Source organism: Gelidibacter sp. F63206 (assembly GCF_023015735.1).
This window is the reverse complement of record NZ_JALKAU010000051.1, coordinates 1-4,705: the sequence shown is the minus strand read 5'-3', so window position 1 is coordinate 4,705 and position 4,705 is coordinate 1. Positions and strand designations below refer to the sequence as shown.

The following is a 4,705-nucleotide window of genomic DNA, read 5'->3' as shown; positions in this document are numbered from 1 at the left end:
CAACGTCTGCGTATACGAAACGTAGCGTCCTGAACGGCACTTACATTCCTGTTCTGCATTGATCCCTTAAAGAAACAAAAAATATTGGAATAATCACCTGCCAGCTATGTTTTGTATACGCTGTTGTATTTAGTAATCTGGAAATTCCCACTGGAATTGCCAGATTGCGCAGTTGTGCCGGGCGCTACATGGTCGCTCCTGACCGGTGGGAATGTCTTTAAAACTATTGACTCTATCTTTTCGATAGTGTTAGTTGTTTTTAAGGCATAATGGCGCATTGTGGATGGATAGGATATCCGTGCGACAGGGTCCAACTTGTTGTGGGACTTGACTTTGTCAAAAATTTCAGCTACCTTATGCAAGCTTTGTGAGAATTGAAAATTCGAATTTGAGAGTGGAACTCTCATCCGATTTCCAATCGAAAGCTTGGCCAGGTCTCCTTATGGACAATGGCCATTCCTCAAATAATGACCCTTTCCCACGGCCAATGATCTTCAAGGCCGACAGTTGCAAATGGACACGGGCAGTACCAAAAGACTGGGATTATTGAATACAACGTGTGTGTATATGAGCTGTGGCGTGTCACGGCACAGACTTTTCCTGATTAAAACTGGCTTTGGAAAATCCTGCGGATTTTCCAAGTGAGAACAGACCAAGCCATAGCTTATATACGGTGTTGGCAATAGTTATTTTATTTTATTACGTTTTATTTTTTGTTCAATAAATTCTTTTTCATAGTCTTCAACTTTTAAATTTTTCAGATAATCTATATTCTTTTTTGATGCTCCTGAAAATATAGTTCCTGTCGTTGTAAAACTTAAAATACTGTCTAATTCAATTTTAGTTGAGTTATTTTCAAGTTCAGATATTAATAAAGAAATTCTCACGTGACTTCTTTTATTCGGAAACTCAAGATTCGTATGATATTTTGTTTTAGTTATTGGATTTACTCTAATTAATTTTAAAATACTGTCTTTTGGAATTTCAGCGTTTATTGTATAATCAGATTTTAAATTCAGTTCTCCAAATTCTTTTTGTAACGAAGTTGCGATAAATGCAAAAGAACAAATTCCAATTATTATAGGTTTTGGTAAAAATCTCAATTTTTCAATTCCGATTGAGTTTTGGATTCTATATCTGTAACCAAGAGGTAAAACGAACAAAGCAAATAAATCTGAATAATCCACAATTCTGTCAAATCCGATTCCGAAATTATGCAGATAATCAATAACAAATTGTGAAGAACTACTTTTCCAAAAAATGAATAAAATTCCAGTCAGAACGTAAATCAGTTTGATATTCTTTTTGAATAAAACACTAAAAAAATAGGTAAAAGCAAAAAGTCCAGCGAAATCAGATAGTTTTCCAGTCAGGAAATTGTGGAATTGTTCTTTTAAATACAAGTCATTTAGCAACAATAAAAATATTGATACTAAAAATAATTTTCTGTAAAGTAGTTTGTCGTTTTGCACTTCGTTTTAATTATTGCCAACGTTTATGTGTAAGAATAGTTGCGTGGGATAAACACCTAAAATAACAAAAATAAACCGAGCCTGTGGAAATTCCGCAGGAATTTCCAAGTAGGCGAGAACCAAGCAATTATTTTTACACGGTGTTAGGCAACGTTTTTTATTAATTTTTCAATATCGGATTCAGTTTTAATGTTTTTCCCAAGTTCCGTAAATCTATGTTTTAATGGTTCCCACGATACTAATTCCACAATTTCCTTTTCAATTAAAAAATTCAGATATCGAGTTCTAATTTCTTCTCTTGATTCATTTGTTGATTTAGCAACTTCACCTATCGAAAACCAAATATGTTCAATTGGTTCTGTGCAATTGTCCGAATGCAACCATAATTCCTTGAATAGTCTTTCCATAACTTCTAATCTCAATCGTCCAGTTTCGAGTTCGTCAATTAATTCATAAGTTTCATTCATAAAAGTTTGGTATTTCGTTTCAGAGATTCCAAATAACCACCTTTTTTTCGGCTTATTCATTATCCGATTGTAAAGTCGTTTTATCTTATAATCATTTTCAAAGTCAGGAAAACTGTCCAAAATCTGATGCTTTGAAATTTCTCCACTAAATAATTTCCGAGCCATATAAGCAGCGTATTGTCTGTCAGATTTCTTTTGGTTTTCGGTCATTTCTTAAATGTTGCCTAACGGTCAAGTATAAGAATAGTAGCGGATTTTTACGCACTTACTTTTCGATTAAACACAGACTTTTTTTTATATTTACTTACTTTCGTTTTAGCGATTAAACCGCTATTATTTTTATACATTGTTATGCACTGGGCTTTAGCACATATTTTCGCAATATGCTACCTGTCCATTAAATTTTTCTTCTATATGCTTTACTACTAATTCGCAAATTTCTTTGTAGTCATTATTTGTAATTGGTGCTTGTTCAGTTCTCCATCCTCCGTGAGAAAGGTCATTTATTAATGTAAATGATTTAGTTTCATTCGGAATGTTAGTTTTAATATATTCGGATATACTTTCTTTGTGTATTTCAATTTTATCAAACTTTGTCAAAGTCTCAATAATATGGCGAATTGAATTAGCAGTCGTATGTGTTGGAATCTCTCCCTTTCTTGCAATTTTATATATATCAAAAAGATGAGTAATGTATGGTACTGTCAAATTATTATTAAAATCTGTAAGTTCTCCGTTTGATAAAAGTAACTTCTTATCTACAATGTTATTTGAGCTCAATATTCTCATAAAGTCGTTATTATGAGTAAAAATCATAAATCGTTCTCGCTCAACTTTATCAAGTATTTTTTTAATATCTCGAATAACACCACAAACTGTATAGACGTGAGAAAAATCCATACTCGATATTGGGTCATCTATTATAAAGAATAGTTTTTTATAATCATCTTCACTTTCTACTTTTAAGTGTGTATCACCAATGTAATATGCAAAAGCAACAATATTTTTTTCTCCAGCACTCAAAATGTCTTTTGCCTGCTTTTTTTCCAAAATATTCGCATTGAATGTTAGTCTAAAACTTTCTTCATCTAATGTGTATTTATCTGCAAAGAAGTAATTCAATACGGTCTTAATAGTAGAGGCGACTTTCTTTTTTCTACTGATTTTTTCTTGTTCCTTTTTTTTAGCTATTTCGGTTTTAAGGTTTGTGAAATCTTTTCTTAATTTTTCTAAACTCTTAATATTAGTTTTATGTTCAAGTAATAAATCATCCAACGTCCTTTTGCACAATAGCTTTCTTATAGATAAATTCTCATCACTTATACTATTTTTCTTTTTGTTTATTATCCTTATCTCTTTGTTGTTAGATTCGATTTCTCCATTTAGAATAGTCTCATACTTTTCAATAGATTCTAAAATATCTTCGTCTATAATAATTGACTGACTTATATCTATTAATTTAGAATCAATTTTGTCAATTATATTTTGAATTTCGGACGAAAGGTTTGTGATAGATAAATTCGATAATTCTATGTCAGCACTTGAAGGTATGTATTTGTCCTTGTATGTGTTAAATGAATTGATTTTTTTCACATTACTTGTGTTAATTGCATCAATTTCATCTTTAGAACTCTCTAATGATTTTTTATAACCCTTAAAAAGTTTGATTGTTGTTGATTCAACATCGTTCAGATATTTGTTATAATTGTCAATTAGATTTAGAGCATCATTTTCCAGATTTTGTTCGCAAAAAGGGCAATCATTACTTTCCTTTTCTATTAAACTTATACCTGTTTCAATAAATGTTTGTTTGGATTTGATTTTTTCTTTGAAATCTTCTGCAAGTGTACTTAAAGAATATTCTTTTTCGCAAGATTCTTTTATTGCATTTAGCATTTCTAAATCAATTTCGATGTTGTTTACTTCTTCAATATCTTGAAGGTTTTCGGGAACAGATTTTATTTTATTGTAATCTTCAATTAATTCATCATATGATTTTTCAATTTGATAACTTTCCTTATCTACCGACTTAACAATTTTCTGAAAGTCTAATTCTTTATACTCGTTAAGACGTTTGATATTTTGAATGTCATCTATTTTATCTGAAATATATGTGTCTATTTCATTTTCAATTTGTGTAGCGAGGTCTTTCCCTTCTTTTTCAATTTTCCCTAATTTTTCTTCATCATCTGAAAGGTCAATATTTACCTTACCTAAAATAAATCCATCAATTTCGTCATCTTTATCGTAGTCTAAACTTCGCAAATTGTCCTCAACGTAATCTTCATTAAATACGTGGAACAAGTAATTTGTTTCGGGAATGGTAGGCGCGTTTTGTTTGTTCAGGGATATTCCAAACTGTTCGCTAATGTTACCTTGTTTATCCGTTATCTTAAAATTAAAATTCCCTGAATTTTCACCTAATGTTATTAGTTTGTCAGTTGGACTACTACCTTCTTCATCAAGTTCTAATTCTTCAGAATTTTCCGTTAACCTGAACATTCTACTGATAAAAGTTTTACCACTCCCATTATTTGCAAAAACTCCAAACTTTAAAGAGCTTGAACTAATTACCTTATTCAAGCTTTTAATTGGCGCAATATTTTGGCAATTAATTTCAGTTTTTATCTTTTGTTCTGGCATTGGTAGTTGGTTTTTTCAGCCTTGTGCATAACGTTTCGTGTATGAAACGTAGCGTTTAAAAATACGATTATTTTCGGATTGGCACTTAGCCAAATCTTTGATTTGGGACCACATTTTCAATAT

At 31.1% G+C, this 4,705-nt stretch carries 3 protein-coding genes; all 3 read right to left on the bottom strand.

Going from position 1 to position 4,705, the window contains the following annotated elements; genetic code table 11:
* Window positions 1-686: 686 nt before the first annotated feature.
* Entirely contained in the window at window positions 687-1,472 is a 786-nt protein-coding gene (locus MWU32_RS02130; protein WP_246937356.1) for a hypothetical protein, read from the bottom strand.
* Window positions 1,473-1,615: 143 nt separating this feature from the next.
* Entirely contained in the window at window positions 1,616-2,149 is a 534-nt protein-coding gene (locus tag MWU32_RS02125) for a hypothetical protein (protein WP_246937354.1), read from the bottom strand.
* 153 nt (window positions 2,150-2,302) lie between these two features.
* Complete coding sequence (locus MWU32_RS02120) at window positions 2,303-4,582, bottom strand: AAA family ATPase (RefSeq protein ID WP_246937352.1); 2,280 nt, start codon at window positions 4,580-4,582, stop codon at window positions 2,303-2,305.
* Between the last annotated feature and the right edge of the window lie 123 nt (window positions 4,583-4,705).

Coding starts and splice junctions, on each gene's coding strand:
- MWU32_RS02125 (WP_246937354.1), bottom strand. CDS start 2,149: ATGACCGAAAACCAAAAGAAATCTGACAGACAATACGCTGCTTATATG.
- MWU32_RS02120 (WP_246937352.1), bottom strand. CDS start 4,582: ATGCCAGAACAAAAGATAAAAACTGAAATTAATTGCCAAAATATTGCG.